Source organism: Niastella populi (genome assembly GCF_002078015.1).
Classification (GTDB): domain Bacteria; phylum Bacteroidota; class Bacteroidia; order Chitinophagales; family Chitinophagaceae; genus Niastella; species Niastella populi.
Map to the genome: position 1 here is coordinate 75,570 of NZ_LWBP01000188.1, position 25,081 is coordinate 100,650.

Annotated in this window: 22 protein-coding genes; 10 read left to right on the forward strand and 12 right to left on the reverse strand. The window is 47.1% G+C overall.

Annotated elements, in window-relative coordinates; genetic code table 11:
- Positions 1-38 precede the first annotated feature (38 nt).
- From A4R26_RS17175 to A4R26_RS17190, 4 genes are all read left to right on the forward strand, one after another.
- Complete coding sequence (locus A4R26_RS17175) at positions 39-1,436, forward strand: FAD-dependent oxidoreductase (RefSeq protein ID WP_081165501.1); 1,398 nt, start codon at positions 39-41, stop codon at positions 1,434-1,436.
- Between the two features lie 21 nt (positions 1,437-1,457).
- On the forward strand, positions 1,458-2,402 hold the full coding sequence (locus A4R26_RS17180) for an endonuclease/exonuclease/phosphatase family protein (RefSeq protein ID WP_081165504.1): 945 nt from the start codon (positions 1,458-1,460) through the stop codon (positions 2,400-2,402).
- Between the two features lie 128 nt (positions 2,403-2,530).
- Positions 2,531-5,104: a BamA/TamA family outer membrane protein gene (locus tag A4R26_RS17185; RefSeq protein WP_081165506.1), complete on the forward strand. Its 2,574-nt coding sequence runs from the start codon at positions 2,531-2,533 to the stop codon at positions 5,102-5,104.
- A 102-nt stretch (positions 5,105-5,206) separates the two neighbouring features.
- Positions 5,207-6,073 (forward strand): ester cyclase, encoded by an 867-nt coding sequence (locus A4R26_RS17190; protein ID WP_165760313.1) that lies wholly within the window; start codon positions 5,207-5,209, stop codon positions 6,071-6,073.
- A 112-nt stretch (positions 6,074-6,185) separates the two neighbouring features.
- Here A4R26_RS17190 and A4R26_RS17195 read toward each other — a convergent pair whose 3' ends face one another.
- A complete protein-coding gene (locus tag A4R26_RS17195) occupies positions 6,186-6,647 on the reverse strand; it encodes an OsmC family protein (RefSeq protein ID WP_081165510.1) in 462 nt (153 codons plus the stop codon).
- A gap of 267 nt (positions 6,648-6,914) precedes the next feature.
- Between A4R26_RS17195 and A4R26_RS17200 the strand changes: the two genes are divergently transcribed.
- Entirely contained in the window at positions 6,915-8,045 is a 1,131-nt protein-coding gene (locus A4R26_RS17200) for an RtcB family protein (RefSeq protein WP_081165512.1), read from the forward strand.
- A gap of 48 nt (positions 8,046-8,093) precedes the next feature.
- Here A4R26_RS17200 and A4R26_RS17205 read toward each other — a convergent pair whose 3' ends face one another.
- The 4 genes from A4R26_RS17205 to A4R26_RS17220 form a co-directional block, all read right to left on the reverse strand.
- Positions 8,094-9,638 carry an acyl-CoA carboxylase subunit beta gene (locus A4R26_RS17205; RefSeq protein ID WP_081165514.1) on the reverse strand — a complete coding sequence of 515 codons (1,545 nt, stop codon included), beginning with the start codon at positions 9,636-9,638 and terminating at the stop codon, positions 8,094-8,096.
- Positions 9,639-9,696: 58 nt separating this feature from the next.
- On the reverse strand, positions 9,697-11,166 hold the full coding sequence (gene accC, locus A4R26_RS17210; protein ID WP_081165516.1) for an acetyl-CoA carboxylase biotin carboxylase subunit: 1,470 nt from the start codon (positions 11,164-11,166) through the stop codon (positions 9,697-9,699).
- Positions 11,167-11,204: 38 nt separating this feature from the next.
- Positions 11,205-11,696, reverse strand: coding sequence for an acyl-CoA carboxylase biotin carboxyl carrier protein subunit (locus A4R26_RS35850; RefSeq protein WP_081165518.1), 492 nt, complete (start codon positions 11,694-11,696; stop codon positions 11,205-11,207).
- Between the two features lie 108 nt (positions 11,697-11,804).
- Positions 11,805-13,931 carry a M43 family zinc metalloprotease gene (locus A4R26_RS17220; protein ID WP_165760314.1) on the reverse strand — a complete coding sequence of 709 codons (2,127 nt, stop codon included), beginning with the start codon at positions 13,929-13,931 and terminating at the stop codon, positions 11,805-11,807.
- Positions 13,932-14,205: 274 nt separating this feature from the next.
- Here A4R26_RS17220 and A4R26_RS17225 point away from each other — a divergent pair, with 274 nt between their 5' ends.
- On the forward strand, positions 14,206-14,706 hold the full coding sequence (locus tag A4R26_RS17225; protein WP_133054717.1) for a GNAT family N-acetyltransferase: 501 nt from the start codon (positions 14,206-14,208) through the stop codon (positions 14,704-14,706).
- Positions 14,707-14,753: 47 nt separating this feature from the next.
- Here the strand turns inward: A4R26_RS17225 and A4R26_RS17230 are convergent, their stop codons facing one another.
- The 4 genes from A4R26_RS17230 to A4R26_RS17245 form a co-directional block, all read right to left on the reverse strand.
- Positions 14,754-15,134, reverse strand: a complete 381-nt coding sequence (locus tag A4R26_RS17230) for a response regulator (protein ID WP_081165524.1) — start codon at positions 15,132-15,134, stop codon at positions 14,754-14,756.
- Positions 15,135-15,512: 378 nt separating this feature from the next.
- On the reverse strand, positions 15,513-15,710 hold the full coding sequence (locus tag A4R26_RS17235) for a hypothetical protein (protein WP_081165526.1): 198 nt from the start codon (positions 15,708-15,710) through the stop codon (positions 15,513-15,515).
- A 282-nt stretch (positions 15,711-15,992) separates the two neighbouring features.
- A complete protein-coding gene (locus tag A4R26_RS17240) occupies positions 15,993-17,012 on the reverse strand; it encodes a pectinesterase family protein (protein ID WP_081165528.1) in 1,020 nt (339 codons plus the stop codon).
- On the reverse strand, positions 17,009-18,025 hold the full coding sequence (locus tag A4R26_RS17245; protein ID WP_207625777.1) for an alpha/beta hydrolase: 1,017 nt from the start codon (positions 18,023-18,025) through the stop codon (positions 17,009-17,011). The genes A4R26_RS17240 and A4R26_RS17245 overlap by 4 nt, the downstream gene beginning before the upstream one ends.
- Positions 18,026-18,233: 208 nt before the next feature.
- Between A4R26_RS17245 and A4R26_RS17250 the strand changes: the two genes are divergently transcribed.
- A complete protein-coding gene (locus A4R26_RS17250) occupies positions 18,234-18,698 on the forward strand; it encodes a hypothetical protein (RefSeq protein ID WP_081165530.1) in 465 nt (154 codons plus the stop codon).
- A 234-nt stretch (positions 18,699-18,932) separates the two neighbouring features.
- Positions 18,933-20,006, forward strand: coding sequence for a WG repeat-containing protein (locus A4R26_RS17255; protein WP_081165532.1), 1,074 nt, complete (start codon positions 18,933-18,935; stop codon positions 20,004-20,006).
- Between the two features lie 111 nt (positions 20,007-20,117).
- Here the strand turns inward: A4R26_RS17255 and A4R26_RS17260 are convergent, their stop codons facing one another.
- Together A4R26_RS17260 and A4R26_RS17265 are read right to left on the reverse strand one after the other, a co-directional pair.
- Positions 20,118-21,722: a L,D-transpeptidase family protein gene (locus A4R26_RS17260; protein WP_081165534.1), complete on the reverse strand. Its 1,605-nt coding sequence runs from the start codon at positions 21,720-21,722 to the stop codon at positions 20,118-20,120.
- Between the two features lie 411 nt (positions 21,723-22,133).
- A complete protein-coding gene (locus tag A4R26_RS17265) occupies positions 22,134-22,511 on the reverse strand; it encodes an SWIB/MDM2 domain-containing protein (RefSeq protein WP_081165536.1) in 378 nt (125 codons plus the stop codon).
- Between the two features lie 314 nt (positions 22,512-22,825).
- Here A4R26_RS17265 and A4R26_RS17270 point away from each other — a divergent pair, with 314 nt between their 5' ends.
- Positions 22,826-23,167: an ArsR/SmtB family transcription factor gene (locus A4R26_RS17270; RefSeq protein WP_081165538.1), complete on the forward strand. Its 342-nt coding sequence runs from the start codon at positions 22,826-22,828 to the stop codon at positions 23,165-23,167.
- Between the two features lie 273 nt (positions 23,168-23,440).
- Here the strand turns inward: A4R26_RS17270 and A4R26_RS17275 are convergent, their stop codons facing one another.
- Positions 23,441-24,427 carry a GlxA family transcriptional regulator gene (locus A4R26_RS17275; protein WP_081165540.1) on the reverse strand — a complete coding sequence of 329 codons (987 nt, stop codon included), beginning with the start codon at positions 24,425-24,427 and terminating at the stop codon, positions 23,441-23,443.
- Between the two features lie 382 nt (positions 24,428-24,809).
- Between A4R26_RS17275 and A4R26_RS17280 the strand changes: the two genes are divergently transcribed.
- On the forward strand, positions 24,810-25,019 hold the full coding sequence (locus A4R26_RS17280) for a hypothetical protein (protein WP_081166304.1): 210 nt from the start codon (positions 24,810-24,812) through the stop codon (positions 25,017-25,019).
- The last annotated feature ends 62 nt before the right edge of the window (positions 25,020-25,081 follow it).

Genomic DNA, 25,081 nt, shown 5'->3' on the forward strand with positions numbered 1-25,081 from the left:
CGGCCCAAGCACAGTTAAAAACACAAACTAAATATTATATGAAAAATAACTTAGGTGCCATCAAAGAACCGGCAAGAGAAATTCCAATACGAACACAGGTAGATGTACTGGTAGTAGGTGGCGGCCCGTCTGGTATTACAGCAGCTATGGCTGCAGCGGAAGACGGACTGCGGGTACTGTTGATCGAAAGCCGCAGTTTTGTAGGCGGCAACATGACCATTGGGTTACCCATTCTCGGATTCCTGGGTCAGAAAGGCAACCAGATCATAAAGGGCCTGCCGCAAAAATTAATTGACCGCCTCGCAGCGCGCCAGGCTGCCAGCGAACATCGCCCCTGTCCATTACACATGAGCCTTACACTGGTAGAACCGGAAAGCGTAAAAACAGTAGCGCTTGAAATGTTGCGTGAAAGCAATGTAGATGTATTGTTCTATACCTTTTGCGCCGGCGTGGTAATGGAGGGTGATGAACTGAAAGGCGTTATTGTAGAAAGCAAGGCCGGGCGGGAAGCCATTACGGCGAAAGTAATTATCGATTGCAGCGGGGATGCCGATGTGGCTTACCGCAGCGGTGTTCCATGTGAATATGGAAATGATCATGGCGGCGTACAGCCACCCACGCTTATGTTTTGCCTTGGCGGTGTAGATACGGAGAAATTAAGGTTAAGTGTGGCAAAAGAGCCTAGAACATACCTCACAGATTTTATTCCGGCAGAATATTTCGGACAAAACAACCAGTTTGTACTGGTAGGTATGCGTAACCTAGTGCAAAAGGCACAGGCCGACGGACTAACCCTTACAACCGAACGCACCATCCTGATCACCGGTTTGCGCAAAGGCGAAGTATGGGTGAACATGACCCGGGTGAACGGCGTAAACGGAACAGATCCTGAAAGTTTGACCCACGGTGAAATAGAAGGCCGCAAACAGATCTACGATATTCAGCGCTACCTTATAGCATACGTGCCCGGTTTTGAGAACGCCTATTTTTTGAAAACGGCGCCTTTTCTTGGCATTCGTGAAACAAGGCGCATAAATGGTTTGTACACCATGACGCGCGAAGATATTATGGGCTGCCGTCATTTCGACGATGCCATTGCTGTGGCCAGTTATCCGCTCGATATTCATCACCCGCAGGGCGGTGGTTGTACGCTTGAGTGGTGTGGCGATTGTTATGATATTCCCTATCGTTCCCTGGTTCCGCAAAAAATAAAGAACCTGCTGGTGGCCGGGCGTTGTATCTCTGCAACACATGAGGCGATGTCGGCCATTAGGGTAATGGCGCCCTGTATGGCAATGGGTGAAGCTGCCGGCCGCGCTGCAAAACAGGCGGTGAGAAGAAATGTGCAGCCCGCCGATGTAGATGTGCAGCAACTGCAACAGGAATTGATAGGTAAAGGCGCTTACTTAAGGTTGAATAAGGAAGCGGCGGTTTAAAAAGAGTTATAAAAAATTATTATGAAAAACAAGAGCCCTGAGAATGTGGCTTCCCGCAGGCGATTGCTAAAGGGGTTGGGCGCGGTTGCTTTAACTCCTTTCCTTCCTGCGGCCGGCATGGTTGCCGCAGACGAGGAGTTTATAAAAGGTAACGGCAGCCATAAAGTACTTACCTGTAATATACGTGTAGCCCTACCCGAAGATGATGCCAAAGGCTTTGGCTGGCACACGCGCCGCGAAGTATGCGTACAACTGATCAAAGATCAGCACCCCGATATCATCGGCCTGCAGGAAGTGTTGAAAGAGCAGTCGGTTTACCTGCAACGGCAAATGCCTAAACACAGTTTGTTCGGGTTCGACGGGCCTGAAATGGATGCCAACCCAACAGGGTACCATGGCATTGCCAAAAACCCGATCATGTGGTTAACTCAACGCTATGAGTTACTGGCCGGCGGAACCTACTGGCTTTCCGAAACGCCCCTGGTGGCCGGCAGTATGTCGTGGAATACGGCAAGGGCGCGCCATGTGAACTGGGTACGGTTGCGCGAAATAAAAACAGGAAAGGAGTTCAGGGTGGTGAACCTGCACCTCGATCATAAATCGCATGAAGCCAAAGTGCAGCAGGCAAAACTGATGGCTGTTGAAAGCAGTCAGTACCAGCCGGCATTTCCGCAGATCCTCACCGGCGATTTCAACTCGAGGGCATCAGGCGATGTAATTGAAAGCGTAAAGGCCGCCGGTTTTACCGATAGTTATGCCGTTTTGCATGGCGAAGCTGACCCCGGCGTTACAGCGCATGGGTTTGAACCGGTTGATAGTGCGAAACTCACCGGTAAAGGAAAAATTGATTTTATCTTTTGTAAAGGCAATTGCAAACCGCTGGCGGCTGGTATAATAAAAGACAAGCCCAAAGGTATTTTCCCCAGCGATCACTTTTTTGTGTCGGCACAAATAATGTTGTTGTAAAATGTAGAAAGACTGGTCGTCTTCAGGGGGTAGCCCGTCTTATCCTGGTCGAAGACTGAGCGGCAATGGGTTGCGCAACATTTCGCGCTTTGCTTACCCCGTGGCACAATTTTATAATAAGGGTAAGTATGCGCTGCTTTGTCAGATCATACATAACATATCTGGGGTTAACCTTTGTATACCTAAACTCGATAGCCCAACAACCGGTGGCAGATACCACGGCAACAAAAACTATTGCAGCCGGTCCCGAATACAAGGGAAGCCGGTTCTATCAAAAGTTGTGGGGTAAAAACCACCGTGTTGAATGGACCACACCTGTATATGTTCCTATACTAAAACTCGATACCGCATTCGGTGGTTTGATACCATATAAAGCCGGTGGCGGCAATGAATCGAAGTCGCTTAAGCTGCGTACGAAATCGGGAAAAGAATACGCACTCCGTTCTATCAATAAATCAAGGGAAGAAGTAATACCCGATAATTTAAAGGGCACTTTTATGGAAGATATCGTTAATGACGGTGTCTCCATGTCGCACCCCTACGGAGCGTTTGCCATTGGTCATATGATGGATGCCGCAGGCATTTATCATAGCAGGCCAAGGCTGGTGTATTTACCCAAACAGAAAGCGCTGGATACATTCAATGCCAGATTTGGCAATGACCTGTATTTGCTTGAAGAGAAACCGGAAGGCGACTGGCGCGAAGCAGATCACCTCGGTAATTTCCGTTCATTCAGCAGTACCGAAGATTTATTGGTGAAGCTGCAACAGAGCAATACCCATAGGGTTGATCAGCATGCTTATATAAAAGCGAGGTTATTCGATATGCTGATAGGCGACTGGGACCGCCATGAAGGCAACTGGGAATGGGGCGAAAAGAAAGTTGAAGGCGGCGTCCTGTATCAACCTGTGCCCCGCGATCGCGACCAGTCATTTTTTTATCACGATGGAGTTGTTATAAATCCCGTAATGCGCGCGGCCGGTCTTTTCTATATGCAGCACTATGATAGTGTTGTTAAGAACATTTCGCTGATGAGCCATGCAGCCCGTAATATGGACCGGCTGTTTACCAACGAGCTTACGCTTGAAGACTGGGTAAAAGAAGCCGAAGCCTTACAGGAAGCATTGAGCGATAAAGTGATCGTACAATCGGTGTCGCAGTTACCGCCGGAAGTATACGCTGCAAAAGGTAAAGAACTGATCGATAAAATAAAGGCGCGCCGCAATCAACTGCCGGCGTTTGCCCGGCAACATTATCGTTTAATTGCCAAAGAAGTTGAAGTTACAGGCAGCAGCCGGCGCGAGTATTTTGAAGTTGCCGGCAATGGAAATAATGAAATGACCGTGTCGGTGTACCGTATGAGTGAAAAGGGAGAAAAAGCACGGCAGCCTTTCTATAAAAGAACATTCAATCCCGGTCAAACAAAAGAGGTACGGCTGTTTGGAATTAAAGGCGAAGATGTATACGTGGTGAATAATGACGTAGACGATATAACCGTACGCATCATCGGCGGCCCCGGTAAGGATTCGATAGTACAGTCGAAACAGAAAGTACATATTTACGATAACGCCAATAATATTTTTGAGACCTCCAAAGCCCGCATGCATTTGTCGGAAAATACCGCTGTGCACAAGTGGAACTACAAATGGTTTAAGTACGATAAAAAGGGCTTTCTGCCAATTCTTTTCTACAGTTATGAAGACCGCATTTATGCGGGGTTGAGATACAGGATGAAAAATCAAAAATGGCGGCGCGAACCGTTTGCCTGGGCACAGGAGTTCGGCGTGCATTATTCCCTGTCGCAAAGAGCCCTCAGTGCATTTTGGGAAGGTTTATATCCAAATGTGTTGGGAAAGTGGAACTTCACTTACCGGGCGGAATATGATGTGGTACGATGGACAAATTTTTATGGAACGGGTAATGAAACCCGGTCGGTGACCAGGGATATCGATTACTATCGCATGCGCAGTGAAGAATGGCTTGTAAAGGCCGGGTTGTTTCGCAAACTGGGAAAAAGTACGGTGCAGGCAATGGGTTATTATCAACGGGTAAGAAGCATGCAGGATAAGGACCGCTTCTTCACAAAATATTTTTTGCACAACCAGGAAGTATTTAATACGCATCCATATGCCGGGCTGCAGTTGACCTGGTCATACATACACCTGAAAGATTCAGTGGTGCCCGTATCGGGGTTCACCTTCCAGGCGAATGCGGTATATGCCAATGATTTCAGGCTGGATGAATTCTTTCAGCGATATAACGCAAGTGCGCAGGTATACGTACCGTTATTGAACAAAGTATCGATGGCCATACGCTTTGGCGGCGAAACCATCGTTAACAACGATGTATTGGGAACGGGCCAGGCATATGAGCACGCCATCGTGGGCGGTCCGCGTACTATTCGCGGGTTCCGGCGCGAACGCTTCTGGGGTAAAACCGCGCTTTATAACAGCAACGAATTACGCTTCATCACCAATATGCGAACACGCTTCATGACCGGTAAAATAGGATTCTTTGGCTTTGTCGACAATGGAAGGGTGTGGATGCCGGGCGAAAGATCTGACAAATGGCATTTTGCCTGGGGCCCGGGCATCATTATAGTACCGTTTGACAAATACAATATCACCGTTTCTTACGGTATGTCAAAAGAGATCAGTTTGGTACAGTTACGGTTGAACCGCATGATAAATATGATGCGCTAGGCCGCCCGCCAAAACATAGTTTTTCTCCCTGTTATAAAATCAATGATTTTTTACAATTCTCCCGCTTGCCGGGGTGATAGTTTTGTGCTGCAAACAAAAACAATGAAGGCATTACACATCACCCGGTACCTGATAGGCGTGTTGATGATTCCCGCCGGTATCAACGCGCAAACAACAGGCAAGATAAAAAACAATAAAAACAAGGAGATAATTATGAACACCGCACAACAGAACAAAGCGATCGTATTGAAGATCTATGAACAATGTTTAAATAAGCGGAATTTTGATCTGCTGAATGAACTTGTATCGGAAGCGTATACCGGTATACAGGGTAAAAAAGGTGCGGCCGGTTTTCAGGAACCCATGCAGGCGCTGATAAGATCTTTTCCTGATATGCAATGGAACCTGACGAACCTGATAGCTGAAGATGACAAGGTGTTTGCAAGCTGGAAAGTGCAGGGTACACACACAAACCCGTTTAATAATATTCCTGCAACGGGCAAATTCATCAGCAGTGAGGGAACCGGCGTGTTGACCCTGAAGAACGGAAAAGTGATAAGTACCCACGTATTGACCGACCGTGTCGGTTTTATGCAGGCGCTTGAGGTATTACCGGCCGATGTAAACGTGTTGTTCAACAGGAAGGCGCATAACGGGCAGGTGAATTTTATCGACAAATTCTTTGTGCCTGCTGCGGCCATTAAGGAGTTTCGCGAGCGGGTAAAGATCAACCGCAATTTTATTGAAAAGCTGCCGGGCTTTATTGAAGATGCCGCTTATGAATATACTGATAACGATGGCAACCTGATCTTCATAACCGTGGCCATGTGGCAAAGTGCCGAAGCATTGAACAAGGCCAAAGAAGCGGTGCAGGCCGAATATAAAAAAGAAGGGTTTGATGCGCCTGCCATGTTCAAAAGGCTGGGTATTACCGTCGACAGAGGCATTTACACCCGGGTGCATGAGTAGCAGTTGTATAAATAAAAAAGCTACCCGGTCGCTGGGTAGCTCTTCTCGATCATAGATTGGATTAACAGTAAAACAACCGGAAGGGAGTTAACACTTATTTTGAAAGATCATCTTACAACCCACTTTGGGTTACCGGGTTGTTGTGAATAACAGGATTAAATATAATTTTTGATTTTATTGAATTGGAGATCAGGCAGGCCGCTTCAGATTTTTCCAGCACCTTCAGCGCCTTTTCTTTATCGGCAATATTTTTAATCGTGAGCTCTGGCGACAGAACAATTTCGCTGATAATATATTTGCCATCTATTTTCTCCAGCTTGCCATTGGCGTTACTGGTGAAGCTGATGAATTCAAATTTTGAATTTTCTGCAATGGCCAGAAACGTGGTCATAAGACAGCTGTTGACTGCCGCTACCAGCAAATGTTCAGGCGACCAGATGCCCGCTATGCCTTTGTGGAATTCAGGCGGCGTGGCAACCTCGATATTTGACTGTAGAACCGGCGAGCTTACCAGGCCCTTTCTGTCGGCTTTCCAATCGAGCTTTACTTCGTAGTAATGAGCGGTATCATTCATACTTCAGGTTTTTATAGAATTACGCTTGCTATATCTGTCACAAAACTATAACCGGGCTAATGAAATGCAGCTGATGGTGGTTGGTGTTGCGGCTGATTGCGGTCAGGTTGTGAAGTTGTAGAAAAGAAGCAGGAGAGGCCTTTGAAACCATAGATCTGTTATATATCTTTGCACTTCCGATAATATCGGCTGCTGACATCTCTGAACGGGGCAGATGTTCCTACCAAAGCCCCACGATCTAATCTTTTTTATTCCAAATTAAAGAACATGCAATCTATTGGATTCTATTGCGATGCCGGTAGCATTGAGCAAAATGCTATGGCGCAATTGCAGCAGTATGCGCAGAAGCCGTATGTGAACGCCATTTGCGCGTTTACCGACATTCATTACTGTGCCGAAAAAGCGTTACCGGTAGGGGTGGCTTTTCAAACAACCGGCTATTGTTACCCACTCATAACCGGCAAGGACATCGGCTGTGGAGTAACGTACCTTAAAATAAGTAAGGCCTTTTGGTTAAAACCGTTCGACAAAAAAGCCCATTTCCAGGCCCTGTACCTGGCTCATCAAAAAATGACCGATGATGGCCTCGGTGGTGGCAATCACTTTCTGTCGATTGAAGAAGACAGTGAAGCGGTATATATTATTTGTCATACCGGTACCAGGGACAGAGGTATTGCCCTGTATCAGCAATGCCTGCAACTTACCTGGGATTTTTCCCGCGAGTACGGACAGGATGTTGATTTTGTGCACCGGGATTTTTTAACAGAAGAATTCCGGCAGTACTATAACGCAACCCTCACGTTCGGTTATGACCGGCGTAAAAACTTTTGCATTAAGACCCTGCTCTTTTTGCAGAAAGCCAATTACATAAGGTGCGACAAAAACGCCATCGATAAAAGCTACCTCAATCTCAATTTTAATAATATTGAAGAAGAAGGTAGTTTGAATGGAACTCCTTATAAGATGGAAGATTCCATTCATAATCATGTGCGTTTTGCTGAGCAGCATATTATGCATCGAAAAGGCAGTACCGAACTGGTAAAAGGAAAAACCGTGGTTATTCCTTTGTCGATGTCAAGGGGCAGCTTATTGGTACAGGCTGGTTCCGTTACCACAACTGGTACGGCGCTGAATTCCTGTGCGCATGGCGCAGGCAGAAGGTTGTCGCGCTTCGATGCCATGAAGTACTGGAAAACAGTATTGAAGGAGAAACAACGCCGCGAATATAAGGAGCGTTTTAGCGAATTATTGAACCGTTCGGGTAATTTTCCACCGGGATACATCCAGGAGTTTGATTTCGCCTACAAGGATGCCGCCGATATTTTTACATATCAGCCGCATTTGAAAATGGTAACGCAAACAACGCCGGTAGTAACGGTGAAGTATACGGAAATTTAAGAAAAAGAAGGGCGGTTCTTTGCCGGTTGGCGGAGGAGCTGCCCTTTTTTATAATGGTATATTCCCATGCTTCTTTTTCGGCAGGGTAGCCACTTTGTTCTCGAGCATGGCAAAGGCTTTTATAAGTTTGGCGCGTGTGTGTTTGGGTTCTATCACTTCATCGACAAATCCTCTTTCGGCAGCCAGGTAGGGCGTAGCAAATTTCTCTGCATACTCCGCTTCTTTTTCTGCCAGCTTTTTCGCCGGATCGGCCGCTTCGGCGATCTCCTTTTTAAAAATGATCTCACTGGCGCCCTTGGCGCCCATCACCGCAATTTCAGCCGTTGGCCAGGCATAATTCATATCGGCCCCAATATGTTTTGAATTCATTACGTCATATGCGCCGCCATATGCTTTTCGGGTAATGACGGTCACCCGCGGCACCGTTGCCTCGCTGAATGCATACAACAATTTGGCGCCATTGGTGATAATGCCATGCCACTCCTGGTCAGTGCCGGGTAAAAAGCCAGGCACATCAACGAGCACCAGCAATGGAATATTGAAACAATCGCAAAAGCGGATGAAACGGGCCGCTTTTTTTGAACTGTCGATATCCAATACCCCGGCAAGACTTATGGGTTGATTGGCTACAATGCCGATACTTCTGCCTGCCAGCCGCGCAAACCCGATCACTATATTGGTGGCGTAATCGCCATGAATTTCAAAAAAGGATGCTTCGTCACTGATGCCTGCTATCACCGACCGCATATCGTATGGCTGATTATTGCTTTCGGGAATAATGGTTTCAAGCACCGGCCTGGTTTCATCACCTAAATCATAAGGCGCTTTCGGTGTCGTATCTTCGCAGTTCTGCGGAATATAACTTAACAGTTTTTTTATTTCGGCAATGCATTCCACATCGTTAGCCGCTGTTAAATGTGTTACACCCGATTTGGTTGAATGCGCAGAAGCACCGCCCAGTTCTTCGGGGCTCACTTCTTCATTGGTAACTGTTTTTACCACATTAGGCCCGGTCACAAACATATAACTCGTATTCTCCACCATTAATGTGAAGTCGGTCATGGCCGGCGAGTAAACCGCCCCGCCGGCGCAGGGCCCCATAATAGCGGATATTTGTGGTATTACGCCGGAAGCCAGCACATTCCGGTAAAAGATATCGGCATAACCACCCAGCGATCTCACGCCTTCCTGGATCCGGGCGCCGCCGGAATCGTTCAATCCGATCATCGGTGCGCCGGTCTTCATGGCCAGGTCCATCACTTTGCATATTTTTTCTGCATGCGTTTCTGACAGGGCGCCGCCAAATACAGTGAAATCCTGCGCAAACACATACGCCAGCCTTCCATTGATGGTGCCATAACCTGTTATTACACCATCGCCATAAAATTGCTGACTGTCCATTCCAAAATCTTTGGTGCGATGCAAAACAAGGGCGCCGATCTCTTCAAAGGAGCCGGGGTCCATCAACAACGTGATGCGTTCCCGGGCGGTAAGTTTTCCTTTTTTATGTTGCGCGTCGTTCCTGTGCGCTCCGCCGCCCAGTTTTCCTTTCTCTATCTTTTGTTGTAATATCTCCGATTTCGTTTTTTTCATGCAGCGAAATTTTATGCTGAACGGGCCTGATGATTGTGTCCTGAGAATGTTTAGCCTTTCAGGATCTACGGGTCCAGTTTGTTGGTAATGGTTCTGCCGCCTTCACATCATCTTGTTTTTGCAACCAGTATTTTAAGGCGATCATGCCAGCCAGCGCCGCCTTGTTTTTTTGCTGCGCCTGCAGCTTCTCTGCCGAATAATATTTTTGAACGAATTGGGTATCGAACCGCCCGGTTAAAAATGCATCGTGTTCCAGTACGAAATTGCCGAAAGGCAACGTGGTTTGCACCCCTTCAATATGGTAACCGGCAATGGCGGTCTTCATTTTTTGTATGGCCTCCGTGCGGTCGTTGCCATGGGTAATAAGTTTGGCGATCATGGGATCGTAATACACGGGTATCGGCATGCCCTCGGTATAACCATCATCAACCCGTACGCCATCGCCTGAGGGTTTTTCGTACCTGGTCAACGTGCCGGTTGAAGGCAGAAAATCATTGAGCGGGTCTTCGGCATATACCCGTAACTCCAGCGCATGACCGTTGATGGTAAGATCATCCTGGCTGAACCGGAGCTTTTCACCCCGAGCTATTTTTATTTGCTCTTCTACCAGGTCGATACCGGTTATCATCTCCGTTACGGGGTGCTCTACCTGCAAACGCGTGTTCATTTCGAGGAAATAGAAATTCAGATCTTCATCGAGCAGAAATTCTACCGTTCCTGTACTCCTGTAATTACATGACCGGGCAACCATCACCGCCGCTTCACCCATTTTTTGTCTCAGCTCAGGAGTGAGAACAGAAGAAGGTGATTCTTCTACTACCTTCTGATGGCGCCGTTGTATGCTGCATTCGCGTTCAAACAAATGCACGGTATTGCCATAGTTATCTGCCAATACCTGTATTTCAATATGCCGCGGCGACGCCACATATTTTTCTATAAATACCGACCCGTCGCCAAATGATGATAGTGCTTCGCTGGTGGCGCGCTCCATTTGTTCTGCCAGCTCACTTTCTTTAGCGGCTATGCGCATTCCCTTACCCCCGCCGCCGGCAGAAGCTTTTATCAGAATGGGATAACCGATCTCCACTGCAACCTTTTGGGCTATGGAAATATTGTCAATGGCTTTGTCGATCCCCGGCACCATGGGAATATTATATTTCTTTACGCATTCTTTGGCTGCCAGTTTGGAACCCATAATGCGCATGGCTTCGTGGCCAGGCCCAATGAAAGTAATACCGGCTTCTTCTACCTTTTTTGAAAAGGCAGCGTTCTCGCTGAGGAACCCATAACCCGGATGGATACCGTCGACCCCCAGTTGTTTTGCAAAGCTGATGATCGCATCGCCGTTCAAATAACTTTGGTTCGAGGGAGCGGGCCCTAAACAAACCGCTTCATTGGCAAAAAGCACATGCGGTGAATGGCGGTCAGCTTCTGAATAAACAGCTACCGATCGTATTCCCATCCTGTGTATCGTTCGCATGATCCGTAAGGCAATTTCTCCGCGGTTCGCGACTAATATTTTTTGCATCGTCAGTTGTTCTTTTTTTATTTCGGTCCGGGGGTGATCTATTCCAGTTCTACCAATACCTGCCCTTTTTCAACGGCCTGCCCGGCCTGCACATTTATTTTTTTTATGGTGGCATCGGCATGTATCAGAATGCTGTTCTCCATTTTCATGGCTTCAAGTATCAGCATGCGATCGCCTTCTTTTACTGCCTGTCCTTCAGCAACGCTTACCTCAAGCACAAGGCCCGGCATCGGGGCTTTGATCTCTTTCACCTGTTTGCCGCTGGCAGTGCTAAAGCCCATTTCTTCCAGCCGCTGGTCGAGTGCATCTTTTATTGCTACTTCAAATGTTTCGCCGCCGGTTTCAATGGTAAACGTTTTGGTGAGCATACCGGCGCTAACCAGTCTTGCATTGACCGACCGGTGATTGTTGTCGATGGCATTGAATTCCGTGGGGGTAATGGCAACCAGGTCAAGCGCATCGAGGTCGGTTTTTGTGAAGCAGAAAGTGAACCCATTGACAAGGACCTTATACGAATCGTTAGCGGTCATTAGCGATATTTTGCTGTAATTTAAGTAATTGCATGGATGCCATAAAAACAAAAGCGTTCCGGTATAAACGGAACGCAAAGCAAAATCTAATATGTAGTGATGGAGATCTCAGTTTTTGATCACTTTTTTCACGATCCTGTTGCCATCTATGTCTACCTGTACAAAGTATATGCCAGCACCCATTGCGTTGGTTTCAGGCGATACAGTGGTCGTTGAATGGTTTGTGGTGTGTAGCGTTTTTGTGTAAAGCAGCTTCCCGGTAACGTCGAGCATTTTTACAACTACTTTCGATTGCCGGGGGGTGGTGATGCTTACGTCGAATTTCTCCCTGAACGGATTATTAAAAATGGTTACCGCATTTTCGGCATCGATATCATTTTGTATAGTAACCAGCCCGCTGTATTTGAACTGCCCGTTCTTTGCCAGCTGTTTTATGCGATAATAGATCACCTTGCCGGAATAATTGTTATCATCATACGTGTATTGCGATCCGGTTGTCTTGTTTTTGGCGGCAATGACGCCAATGGCGGTAAAGTCGCTGCCGTTGTTCGATCTTTCTATTTCAAACTGGCTGGCTTCGCTTTCCGCATTTGTATTCCAGTTTAACTGTATCGTTTTGTTAAGCTTTTCTCCTTTGAAGTTTTCCAAACCCAGGGGCAGTAACCCCGATGAAAAAAATACCGGGTAATCTTCAATTTGTCCGTAAGTTGGCGCATAACAGGGGGTAGCAGTATTCAGCCCGAACCCTGAACTTAGATCCTCGATCACCCGTAAACGCAGCATGGTGTTCATGGCAATGCCCGATGCCGGCACTGTGAACGAACTGGAAACGGTAATGAAGTTGGCGAAGTTGGGAATATTGTCTGCAAAAAAGATCTGTTCATTGGCATCATCGAAATCACCGTCATTATTATAATCGATAAATGCCCGCACCTGTTCAGGATTTTGCGAAAGCACAGTAAAGGAAATAGGGTAGGTGCCGCCCAGCTCAAGCGGAATAAGGTTGCCGCATGCACTGGCGCCATCGATATAACCGGTAGTATAACCAGACAGGAAATCGCCCCGGGTATAGCTTGAGTTAAAGGTCCTGTTGTTTATGGTAACGCTTGTTAATCCTGCGATGATCGCATTCAACCCGGTGCCGGCTGTAGCGGGTGTGCAGCCGGCTGCTGACGGTGATGAAAAACTTACCGGGTACGAACCGGTAGCGCCATAGGAAGTGGCGAAACAACTGCGGCTCGATAGTCCCATGGCAGCCTGCATCCTGGTCTTTTGCCCGGGCGTGAAAAGGGTATAGCAACTGGTATAGTTCATGAAATTCCTTTCCGTTCTGATGCTGTAGCTGGTACCTGTACAACTGTTCACGCCGGTTCTGCAGGTAAAATCAACAACGCCGCCAGTTTGGTTATAAGTAACAGGGTCGGTATCGCAAACCCTGTCGCCATCGCTGCCGCAGGCGGTATTGGCCGGGCAACTTAGCGCATCGCCCGAACCCTGGAACGGGTGATATAAATTGAGCGCATGACCTATTTCATGCGGTAACGTTTTTTGTCCTGCCTGAAACTGGGTGGCCAGCATTACTGTTCCGTCAACGTATGGATTGGTGCCGGGAAAATAGGCGTAGCCGGCAACGAACTGCCCGCTGGTGCCATCAACGCCATCAATTTTATGAACCACATAAATGTTATAATAACTGGAAGGATCCCAGCGGCAGTAATTTTTAACCAGCATTTCATCGATACCCGGGTTGGCGCCTGCGGTCCTTATCCCGTTTGCGGGGTACCCGGCAATGGCATTGCCGTCGACGCGATCGATGCCATTGGTGGCGGAGCAGTTAGGGCCGCGGGTAGCCAGTGCAAATTGTATTTGAATTTCTCCGGCCGCATCTGCGCCCGCAGGTTCCATGCCTGCATAGGTTCCGGCATACACCTGGTTCAGGTAAGAGATGGCGCCGGTGATGGTAGCGTCTGATGGGTTATAAGCGTGGCCAACGGCTTCGCCGGTGTGTATCACATGTACAACAACAGGTATGGTATATAAAGCTGCCTGTACGCCTTCCACACGTGCGTTGGATGCATTGGCAGCCTTGCGGCTTTGCTGTTCTTTTATAATTGTTTGTAACTGCGCTTCATTCTCTATAACCTGTTTACGATACTGCACGTTGGTGGTCATTTGCCGGTTATGGATAGCATCGAAACCGCAAACAGGCTGCGCCATGATTTGCGTTGCGAACATACAGGTGACCAGGGTTAGGAGAGCTAAGTAGCTTTTTTTCATAAAGGGAACGGTTGACTGCCATACATATGCCAAATGAACTGGTGTTATTGTATCATACAGACCGGTTTTTAATGCGTATAATTTTATAATATGAGGGGTGGTTGCATGAAAACCATTAGTGATAGGGAGAAGCCTGTATGGGCTGAAGAACGGAGCGTAAACGGGCTGTAATAATCAGTAATGGAAGGGAATATCGTAAATTTATAGGGTGAATGTAAATGTTTCAATATCATTGGCTACTTCAGCAGATGCAGAGGCCATTGCCGATGTGATCAGCGCGGCTGCGCATGACCTTACCGATAAACATGGACATGGGCACTGGAGTGCGGTTGCCAGTGCGAAAGGGGTGCTTAACGGCATGAGCAAAGCCAAAGTGCTGGTGGCCAGAACAGGAGATAAAGTGGTAGGAACGTTGCGGTTGACGGGATCGAGGCCTTGGGTCATCGATCCTGCTTACTTTACCCCGGTGCCCCGGCCGGTTTACCTGGTTGATATGGCTGTGCGCCCGGGGTATCAGCGGATAGGTGTGGGCCGGGCATTGATCGAGCAGGCGAAGACCGTGACTACTGCGCTGTCGGGCGATGCCATCAGGCTGGATGCCTTTGAAGGCGTTGCCGGCGCTGGAGGGTTTTATGAAAAATGTGGGTTTACCGACAAGGGGCATATTTTGTATAAAACAGTGCCGCACATTTATTTTGAGTGGCTTAAAGAAAAAATAAACCCGCCGGTGTAAGCGGCGGGTTTAAGCGCTTTTTTATAGAAATTTGATAAATAGCAATACTAAACTGCAGGTGGTAACAGCGTGTACAATATTTTATTGAATTCTTCAGAAGACGCATCTTTACACAGATAACCATCGGCGCCCACTTCTTTTGCCTTTTTCATATAGGTGCTTCCATTTTGCATGGAGAAGAACAGGATCTTCATGGCCGGCCATTTTTTCTTAAGCTGAACAGCCGTTTCAAACCCATTCATTTCGGGCATATTTATATCGAGCAAACAAAGATCGGGGGAGGGGGCATCTTCAAGCTTGTCGAGAAATTGTTTTCCATTCTCAGCTTCTATTACAACTTTATAGCCCATGCCGGTTAACCGGTAATTTACTGCTTTACGCAATAAAGCATGATCGTCTACCACAGCAATTGTCGATTGATTTTTCATAGATCCTTAATTAAATTATTACGGGTTTATAATCGCCTCAATTCATCCTGCGGCAGGTGAATTTTACCAGCACCCGGAACATTCACTTTCCGGTATTTTATAACCCATCGGTTCCCAATTAGCTTAAAGAATTACAAACCGGGTTCAACAATAAAAAAATAAGGCCAGCTGCCGGCCGGTTTATACCGGAAAGCTCAATTGACGGGAAAATCACGGTGTCTGGTATAAAAACAACCGGGGCAGAAGGATGATCTATGGTTTTTCAATATTAGAAACAGGAATGAATAATTACCGGGAGTCGGGTAAATAGAACCACTTAGCGACGTGGGTTTGCCTGTAACGCAAATGAACAGGGTGTAAAATTCAGCAGGCGCCGCTTTATTGCGGTTTTATTTCATTCTGGCTGCCCGAATTCGGGAATCGTCTGATCTCTGCCAGCAGCTTTTTCACATTGGTTCTGATGAGGATAAGCTCATTTCTCGGGGCGTTATCCTTTAACGCCTTCAGGAACTTTCCAACCTCAGCCATGTATTGCCTGTGCAGGATCATAAGATAATCAGATGTACTTTCTTTCATGCTCACTAATTCTCGGGGTCCACAATAGTTTTGTAACATATTACAATTTGTATACCGTTACGTAGATAATTACCTGAAGCTGTGCTCAGTAAAAAAACGGTCGGCGCACCCGCCAAATTTTTTTACGTATACTTTTGAGGGTAAGTGTTTTATTTATTTTTCTTATTAAGTGTTAACCCGTATTAACATCTTTTGACTGTAGAAACCGATTTGTAAACTGGGGAACCAGCGCCCCAGTTTATACACATTTTTTTCGGTTATAGGGCATTGCTTACCGTTGCTTTACTTCGCCGGCCATTGAAATGTGCTTGTAGTTTGACTGGTATACCATGTTGGATTTACCGGTAAGGAAGCGCCTTCATTGTTGAATATCGTTGCCAGGGTGTAGCTGGCCGCTTCTTTATCGGTTAACTGATGGCTCCATTTTACGCGGTTGCTGAGACTAGCGCCGGGGCCGCTGTTCTTATATTCACCATACAGGGTGGTTTGTTCGTTTGCCGGGTTGCCCCAGTTATTCCATCCTTCAGGGGTAATGTGTTTGCCCATGGTACAACGCAGAAATACGGTTTTTGCATTGCTGCGCCAGGGTCTTCCCAGGTATACTTTATTTACGGCGCTGTCTGCCGTTAGCTTACAATCGAGGAAAACATACCCGAATTTCTTGCCTTGCGTTGTACTGGCGGCTGTAATGTAAGAATTGGTTTTGCTGTGTATTTCGCAGTTCTGGAAAACAGCTGTTGCGGGACCAAAAATAAAATCGGTTGTTCCTTCAATATAGCAGTTGACAAATAATTGCCGGGCTGATTCGCCACCGGTAAAAATGGTGTCCTGGTGGCCAAGGAAACGACAGTTCACAAAACTTGCGTTATCGGCATCAACATGCAGCGCAACTGCCTGTCCAACCGCACCGGCCGAATTGGAGAAAGTGATATTTTCCGCCCTGAACCGGTTGCCTGAGATCTTTGCGGTATAGGAGGTGAACGTGGTCAGTTTGCCGCGGCCGGAATAGTCATTGAATACGATAATGGTTTTGTCAACGCTTTCGCCGATAAAGGTCACATCGGTGTTGGTGGCCGGTAGTTCTATCTTTTCATTGTACACCCCGTTTTTGATATACAGCGTTATGGGCGCCAAAGGATATACCCGCATGGCGTCGATGGCGTCCTGGATGTATTTGTATTCGCCTGTTCCGTCTTTGGCTACGGTAAAAACGTATTTATATTGTTTCGGATTGGCGGTTTGCGCCTGAGCATGGGTAACGCCCGCAAAGGCAAGCAGAAAGAGAATTACAGGTAGTTTCATAATTTATTTAAAGCTCTTTTTAAGAATTCGTCGATATAGTTGACCGTGGGCTGAAACCAGGGATCGAACAGGCAAAAGGAGTGAGGTGCGTTCTCAAAGGTTTTTACCTCGGAATAGATCCCGTGCCGACCGAGTATTTTAATATAATCGTCGCGGCCGGCATGCATGCGGGCTACGGTGCTGTTGATGAACAGGGTGGGTGCAGTATGGGGGCCGGCATGTGCAAGGGGCGAAGCTTCTTCCCATAACGCAATACTGTCTTTTTTCGAATACCCAAACCAATAAGTACCGGCTGATATTCTTTTGCTGTCATCCCCTTCGCCGGTTTCGCGGTGGGTAAACGACAGGGTGCCATCAATATCTACTACTGCATGCACCGGGGCAGGCTGGTTACCATTACAGGTTGCTCCTTCGAATTCAGGAACGCCGGTGGTGGTGCCTAAGAAGGCCGCCAGTTGTCCGCCCGCGGAAAAACCCAGTACGGAAATTTTAGCGGTATCGATGTGGTATCCGGCCGCATGTTGTACTACCCACCGCAATACTGATTTCAGATCGTATATGGCTGCCGGGTATAATGCTTCGGTCGATAACCTGTACGCGGGGGTAAAACAAACATAACCCCGCGCTGCCAGGTGCTGTGCAAGCGGATGATGCTGGGTACGGTTGCCTGAACGCCAGCCGCCGCCATGAATGATGACAATGGCGGTTCGTTTCGTTTTCGTTTTACCGGCGGGGTAAAAAGCATCGAGCTGCAACGATCGCTCGCCCAGGGTGCAATAGGTGATGTTTCTTTTTTCGGCTACTTTCTTCGAGTTCAGCCCGGGAACGATTTTGATATCAGGGTGTGATTTACGGGTGCTGTTATAGGCGCTCCAGGTAGTATAGGAAGCGTCGGGTTGGTTGGTGATGCCATTTACCGGCCGGGCCTGGCTATACGCGCCCATTGAAATGAAAAGCGAAGTTATAGCAGCACCCCATACGTGCCATTTGCCGGCAAAACAATTCCTGACCATTGCATACTATTTAGTTGAATTGACAGAGCGGGCCGCTGCTGAAGAGCGACCCACCCGCACTGGTACAAATTTATCGATTTGGTGTGCGTGGAAGGTTTAAAAAATGATCGCGATGGTAAAAAAAACGGTAATGCTTACTTTTAGGCGTAATTAACCGCATCCTGCTGAACATTGTCATAATGGGTATGACAAAAAACGAATTATAAAAATGTATTCTGTACTGTTAACTATCCACTCACTGGTGCGCTGGCTGGTTTTAATAAGTTTGCTTGTTGCCATCTGCAGGGCATACAAAGGCTGGCTCGGTAATGAAAAGTATACCCGAACCGATGATGCCATCAGGAGCGCCACGGTCAATATCTCGCATCTTCAAATGGTATTGGGTATTGTTTTATATTGTATCAGTCCGGTAGTGCGGTATTTTATGAGCTATTTTAAAAGGGCGGTGCATGAACGCGAGATCAGGTTCTTTGGCATGGAGCATATTACCATGATGCTGATTGCGATAGTACTCATCACCATTGGCTCGGCCAAAGCAAAAAGGCAAACCACCGACCGGCAGCGTTTCAGGATCATGGCCATCTGGTTTACCATTGCACTGGTCATCATCTTTGCGTCTGTTCCCTGGCATTTTTCGCCGTTTACCAGGCGGCCGTATTTCAGATGGTTTTAAAGCGTGAAACGGCAAACGTGAAACGTGAAACGGCAAACCTCAGCGCGGCGTTCGGCGTCAATCGGCAATCGTGAAACGGCAAACCTCAGCGCGGCCTACGTCGTCAAACAGCAATAAATTCGGGCGGCGCAAGTTCGTAAGTGAATCTGTGAAATTAGCGAGCCCTTTCACGTTTCACGTTTCACCCCGGCAATCCGAAAACGAATCAGAATATCCCGAATTAAACATTTATTTATGGACACTACCGAATTTTTCCAGTTTTACGAAGGCGCAAAAATGGGCATCAAAACTGCCGACGGGCAAATTATCATTCCCGCCGTATATGATTTTGTGGCCATTCCTTCCGGTGATCTGTTCACGGTCACCGAAGGCGGATACACGGCCTACTTCGATAAAACAGGAAATGTGGTGTTGCCGTTCAGTAACGAATACGAGTCGTATGGCAATTTCACCCAGGGACTGGCGCGGGTGATGCGCAACGGCAAATGGGGCTTTATAAACACGGCCGGGGAAGAAGTTATTACACCGCGATATCATTATGCCGATGAGTTTGCCGATGGCATGGCCATCGTGAGAAATGAAAAAGACCTCCATGGCGCTATTGACGAATGGGGCAACCTGGTGATCGGCTACCGGTTTCCGGCCCTTACAAATTTTGAAAAGGGGTACGCAAAATTCGGTGATCTGAAAACCTGGGGACTGATCGATAAGGGCGGCAACATAGTGGTTCCGCAAATGTATATTTCCATTGGCCCGGTTTACCGCAACAGGGTAACCGTACAGGTACAGGAAGGTGAAGAATACAAAGAAGGCGAGCTCACCATTGGGGGTGGGGTTGAATGGAATAATAACCTCGATCGCCTGAACGAATTTAACCGGCAGAAAAAACGGTTTGCAGATGCTGCCGCACAAATGATCGATGAAATGTACCGCGATGGCTGCCCCTGCGAATACGAACGGTTCAGGGATTATATTCAATGGAACCACCCGGTGGGGTTTGTTGACCAGGAAATACTGTTTTCGGTATTCGTACAGAAATTACATGACCAGGGCAATGATCAGTTCCGCTGTGCGCATTGCGGAACGGTATACCAGCAAAAATGGGAACAGTTCAGTGCTTTTATGTGGGTATTGAATGTTGCCATTACCACCACCGGCAGCGTTGTGAATAAAGGCGCTGCGGTTGCCGGGTACCGGCCGGTTGCGCTTGGCTTTTATGGTCATGTTATTGAACGGTATACTGAAAAATACCTGCAGCATGATATCGATACCGTTATCAATTATTTGAAACAGGGGGCTGCGGGCTGATGCCCGGGCTTTTTGCTTTCCTTTCCTAAAGCTGCTATTGAACGCATATTTACATAAAAAAGGGTGAATGGAGATTTCCCGTTCACCCTTTTTTGTTTCGTTCCTGCCCGTTTAATGCTTTATCAGCAGGCCTGAAAGCTGGGCATCCCTTTTATAAATATCATCCCTGAAGTTAAGGTCTCCCTGTCTGTCGACCCAGGCAGTAAAATAAGTAATGTATACCGGCATGGGGTTCCTAATCGCAACATATTGTTCCCTTCCGCTGGCCATTGCTTTTACGATGCGCTCTTCCGTCCAGGTTGAGTCATTGCGCAGCAGATACATGGCGAGGAATTTCGGGTCGGCCACGCGAATGCACCCATGGCTGAAGGCCCGTTTGTCTTCCTTAAAAAGGCTTTTTGAAGGGGTATCGTGTAAATAGATATTATGGCTATTGGGGAACAGGAACTTCACGGCGCCGAGGCTGTTCCAGGGGCCGGGTTTCTGCCGCACGCCGTCACCATACTTTTCCATATGATGTGTTTCGAGATAATTGGGGTTCTTGGCCATGCCCGGCAACACCTCTTTTTTCAGAATGCCCGGCGGCACGTTCCAGTGTGGACTGAACACTACCTGGCTGATGGAGCCGGCGAAGATCACTGTTTTGTTTACATCCTTACCTACTACCACATTCATGTTCCATAAAAGCGAATCGTCGTTATACGCATGCAATACAAACTCGGGGATGTTAACTGCAAGGTACCGGCCTCTAACATCGGTAGGCAGCCAGCGGTTCCTTTCCATGTTCACGATTATTTTTTCGATCCGCTTTTGTACCGGAACGTTCAGCTCACGGATCATACTACCGCCGGCAATGCCGTCTTCCTTCATGCCATGTCTTTTTTGAAAACGCTTAACGGCGGTCAACAGGCTGCTGTCGTAGATGGGTGAGGAAGTGTCGCCGGCACGGGGAAGGTCGCCCAGCAGGAATAACTTCTTCCGTAAACTGGTAACCATGGCCAAGGTATCGCCCGGGCGAATGGGTTTTTTATTGGGCAGGAAGACGGTGACCTTATCGGCCGGCAGGGCTTTATATTTTTTAAGGTATTCTTTCAGTAAGTTATACTGGCGGTAAACCGGTTCCTGAGCGGTTGATACTTTGCCCGGTTGCATCATTGAATCGAGCAGGGCGCTATAGCTAAGTTTTTTACGCGGCATATGCCAGTCGACCTTTTGTGTGGCGCTCTCTTCCAGTCCGCCCCACACTTTCTGCGCAAAGAAGAAGTACATGGAAGTTAACAGCAGTTCCGTTTCGCTTTTCTGATCGGTGCTTTGAGGCAGCGTAATGTTGAACAGGCTGTCGAGCTGGCGTTTATAGGGCAGCACGATATTGAGGCCTTCTTCGGGCAGGTTCTCGAGCCGGGCGTACAGGTTACTGGCCTGTTCGGTAAGGCCGTTCTCGGTATACCAGGCAAAGGCGTAGCTGCGGGTGGTATAGAAGGTGTTCAGGTCGGTTTGAAAGCTGCGTAACGAGTCGTATTTGGCAAAGAATGATTCAATGCGGGAAGAGGAGAAACGCATGGAGCGTTGATCGCTGAAGTTACCGGCCAGGTCGCTGGCGGCATCCTGCATCTCTTTGTGAATGGAATCTTTTGTACGGTTTGTGTTTGATTGTTTGTTCGATTCCCTACATCCCCAGATACACAACAGAACAAGGAAACAAGTGAATTTTTGCATAAATTAAAAATGGCTCTTCAATAGGGGTAGATACGCTACAATAAAAATGGGGTCTATGAATATGACTGGTGTATTCTCTCTTGTAGTTTAAGTTTAACTGCCAGTTATACCCGCAAACCCCGCAATATTACGTTATAAACGTATATGGAAGGCGATTTCATACGTTGCGGCCCTGGAAGTCAAATCAGAAACTAACGGGAAAGCAATCGTATGTTTCAATGGTGATCAGATTCTTAATGATTCCCTTCGAGAAGTAAAGCAGGCCCAGCTCCACATAATTGGGCCGTGAACGGCTAAAGGAATGAACGAGAAACTATTTGAAAAAAAGTACTTACTAACCCTGTCTTTTACAGTATGAAACCCACTGTATACCCGTAAAAGATCCGATTCCTTCAATTCGCATAACACGAATTACTTCACGTGTTTGGAAACGATTTTTGCCAGATCAAACATTGAGATCTGATCTTTACCGAACAATGGTTTCAGTTTTGTATCGGCGTTGATCATTCTTCTGTTCTTTTTGTCTTGCAGATTATTCTTTCTGATATAATCCCAGATCTTCTTAACGATCTCTGTTCTTGGTAAAGGTTTATTACCTATAACCTCAGCTAAAACAGGGCTGGCAGTAAGAGGAGCCATGAATGCAGCATTAGGTTTTCTTACAGACTTCTTCTTAGCCGCTTTTTTTACCGCTTTCTTTGCTACTTTCTTAGCTGCTTTCTTTGGAGCCGCTTTCTTAGCTGCTTTTTTTACTGCTTTCTTAGCAGCTTTCTTAGCTGTTTTTGCCATAGTGTTTTAAAATTTAAAAAGTGAATAATGAAGCTATTGTTTGAATTAATAATGAGAGCAAATCAATGTGAATATATCAAATTTATAAATAACAATACGAATTACACAATATTCCGCTGTTAAAATCTTTATGAAACCCGCCTGTACACAGCCGTGTTCACTATAGCTACCGGGGTGAATGCAAGTAAGCTGCTGCAAACATAACACTCCTTTTTTATGATTTCCCCTATGGAGACCGGGTATTTATTCATAAATTATAAACGCAACCTTTGGGTTGCATTATATTTGCAACCTAAAGGTTTCATAATTAAACTATGAGAAGAGACGTATTCCAGGCTATAGCCGACCCCACCCGCAGGGAGATCATCAACATGATTGCCCAGCATCCCCTGAACGTAAATGCCGTGGCCGAGAACTTCGAAGTAAGCCGTACGGCTATATACAAACACATCAAAATGCTTACCGAATGCGGCCTGGTAGTTATTACGCAGTTCGGCAGGGAGCGTTATTGCGAGGCCCGCCTGGAGCGGCTTGCAGAGGTTGCTGATTGGGTAGAACAATACCGGAAGGTCTGGACGGAACGCTTAGACAACCTCGAAAATTTCCTCGATGACCTCGAGACGAAGAAGCGGAAACCGGGGCGGAAGAAAGGGTGAGGAGTTAACTGGTTGAAGGGATGACTGGAATGGGAGTTTGTGTGTTAGTTAAACGCATTTTGGTTGGTAGGCAGGTTAGTAAGTTGTTCAGTTATTCAGTTGTTCAGTTATTTTGTTGTTCAGTTATTCAGTTGTTTAGTTGTTCAGTTGCCAGCCGGGGGTTCGGCGCCAGGGAGAAAATGTAAATAGGTGAGCGCCTGGTTTAAGTGGAACCCGTCAACTCGTTAACCCGTCAACTCGTTAACCTGAATCCTACCCCTCATTCACTTCCATTCAATCAAGCACTAACATTTCCTTATTGTACTTGTTACGATACTCGATGGGCGACAACCCCGTTATCTTCCTGAAGATGGTGCGAAAAGCCTTTACATCGCTGTATCCCACATCGTACATAACTTCCAGCACATTCTTTCGGCCGGTTTCGAGGTCTTTCTTTGCGGCTTCGATCTTTACCCGTTGTATATATTCCGTAACGGTATTACAGGTAGCTTTTTTGAACCGGCGCTCGAGGCTGCGGCGGCCAACGGCAAAGGTATCTGCCAGCTGATCAACCGTTATTTTCTCTTCGAAGTTCTTCTCTATGTACTCCTGTGCCTTCTTTACCGTATCGTCTTCATGTGCTTTTTGTCCCTGGAAAATGATAAACGGCGATTGTACAGTACGGTCGAAGTCTATGCTGAATGCTTTGGAGATAAGGATAGCGATATCCCGGCCGGCATATTTTTCTATCATATACACCAGCAGGTTGAGGTAGGAATAAGCACCGCCGCTTGTGTAAATCCCGTCATCATCGGTAATGATCTTGTCATCGACCAGGTTTACTTCGGGATACAGCGCCCTGAATTCATTGGCGAAACGCCAGTGTGTGGCGCACTGTTTTCCTGTTAACAAACCGGTAGCCGCCAGAAAGAAAGAGCCAATACAAAGGCTGGCCACTTCGGCGCCATTATTGAATTGTTTAACGATCCAGGGAAGAAACTCCCTGTTCGTTTCTACCGCCTCTATAAACTGGCCGTGAATAGCGGGTATAATGATCAGGTCGGTCCTGCTCACATCCTTCAATAAACAATCGGGTTTGATAGTGAACAACCCATCGCGTTGTGAAGTTTCTTTTGAAAGGCCAACCAGCTGAATATCAAACAAAGGAGCTTTACCCATTCCCGTACGCAGAATATTCACCTCTGAAAGGATCTGGTGCGTTCCTTCTATATTCACCAGGCTGGTGTGTCCCTGCGGAATAAGTATGGAAACGTGTTTCATTTTGGCAAAGTATTTAATGTTTTTGACCGGTTACCTGCCTTCTCCGACGGAACTGGCAATTACCACGACAAAGGGAGAAACAACCGGGATATCATTATAGACAATTATGTTAGCTTTCCCCCTCGTTAAAGATAAAAAACAATTGCCGCAATAATACAGGTGGCAAAAAGCCGCAGATCGGTAACGCGGCGATCAGGATATGAAGGTGTTGTCGCAAAGGCCCCCTTAATTGGTCGCTTTTGCACCCTTTTGAAAAAGACGAATGCATGTACTTTTGAATACGATTGAGGCAGGCTGTTAGAACTTAGCCAGGAAGAAGTTAAATAGCCCCGATAGTGTGATCGGCAGGAATGGTACCGTAAACAAACATAAAGCAAGCTCTATGGTTGAAGTATTCAAAACAAATGTGCAGAAGTTTACCGAAGCGCAGAAGCTGGTGGCCTTGTTGCGGCGGCATTTCCCCGGCACCAAAATCAACATCGATATGGATGATTGCGATAAGGTGCTTCGGGTGGAAGGCAACAACCTGCGAATCGAAAAACTAATGACCCTCGTCACGGAAAAAGGTTTTCTGTGCACGGTGCTCGATTAAGTAATTGTGACGGCGGAACGCTGGCAACCGTTTTGCTGCAAAACAATACACTAACCCGGGGC